Annotated in this window: 1 protein-coding gene; it reads right to left on the bottom strand. The window is 63.0% G+C overall.

Going from position 1 to position 1,548, the window contains the following annotated elements; translation table 11 throughout:
• Nucleotides 1–246 precede the first annotated feature (246 nt).
• A partial coding sequence (locus AC16XC_RS05110) for a transposase (RefSeq protein WP_484033567.1) occupies nucleotides 247–1,548 on the bottom strand: 1,302 nt, incomplete at its 5' end.

Genomic DNA, 1,548 nt, shown 5'->3' with positions numbered 1-1,548 from the left:
AGGGGAGAGCGGTCGGAATGGACAGAAAAGCTGACGTTCGAAATCGAATGTCGGGAGTTGGGGGCTAAGCGACCGTTCCGACACACTCCTCGGAACGTCTCGGTTTAGCCGAGGGTGTTGACGAACTCGGATTTTGAATAATTTGAATGTCCGCTGCTAGTAGTAGCGGACATTTTGTTTGCGCCTCGGCGGGATGCCTGGGCGGTTTTGGTTTTGGCCTATTTGCCTCGAGTTTGGGTCATAGGATCAGGCGGTTGCGAGGTTTGGCGGAGGTATGGCGGCGAGCTTCGCCAGGCGTCTGAGATTCTGGACGATAGCGGCGAGGTGGAACTCATCGCGGGCGCCTGAGAGGCCGCGCAGTCGGAGTCGGGTGAGACCGAGGTTCCATTTGAGGTCGCCGAAGCGGGTTTCGATCTTCTTGCGCTGGCGCCGGGATTGAAGGTAGGCCTCGCTTTCCGCCAGGGCCCGGGCCTGGTCGCGGGCGGCCTCGTAGAGGTCGCGCGGGATCCGGCGCGCAGGTGATTTGGGACAGCAGCGCGGCTTCAAGGGGCAGCGCTCGCAATCGAGCTTGCTGGCCCGGTAATAGAGCGTATTGCCAGGAAACACCCGCGCGCTCGTCTTGAGGGTCTTGCCCGCGGGGCAGACGTAGACATCCTGCTCCTGATCGTAGGTGAAGTCCGACCGAGAGAAGGTCCCGTCCTTGCGGCTGCTCATGTCCTTGATCGGGATATGGGGCTCGATGCCGTGCCCGATCAGCCAGTCGAGCCGCTCTCCCGTGCCATAGGCGACATCGGCGGCGAGGCGTTTGGGCTTGAGGGCGAAGCGATCGGCCGTGCGCTCGATCATGGTTTCGACGACTGCCGCCTCCTTGGAGATGCGCGTCGGCGTCGCCTCCACATCGACGATGATGGCTTGTTCCTCATCGATCAGATAGTTGAGGCTGTAGGCGAACATCACCTTGTGGCGGCCGCGTGTGGTCCAGGCCGCGCAAGGATCGCTCGGCGACAGGGCCTTGGGTGCGCGCTCGGGATTGGTTGGCCCGTCCTCGCCATCCAGCGCCGCCAGATACTCCCGCACCGGCCGTCGCGCCCGCTCCTCCTGCGTCCAGTCGATCTTGGCGCCAGTGACCCGCTTGAAGCGGCTCGCATTCGCCTCGATCACGGAAGCATCGACGGCAAAGCCTTCGCCGCCCACCAGACCAGCTGCCATGCACCCGCGCACCACCTTCTCGAAGAGCTTGCGAAGGATGTCGCTCTCGCGGAAGCGGCCGTGGCGGTTGGTAGAGAAGGTCGAGTGGTCGGGGACCTTGTCCTCCAGACCGAGCCGGCAGAACCACCGGCAAGCCAGGTCCAGCGCAACCCTCTGGCACAGCCGGCGTTCCGAGCGGATCGAGTAGCAATAGCCGATCAACAGCATCCGGATCAGTAGTTCCGGATCAAGCGACGGGCAACCAGTATGGCTGTAATAGGGCGAAAGCTCCCGGCGAAGCCAGCTCAGGTCGAGAACAGCATCGATCCGGCGAAGCAGATGGTCTCGAGGCACCACCTC

It is taken from the genome of Candidatus Andeanibacterium sp., from assembly GCF_057143545.1.
The sequence above is the reverse complement of the archived record's forward strand: the minus strand, read 5'-3'. Positions and strand labels throughout refer to the sequence as shown.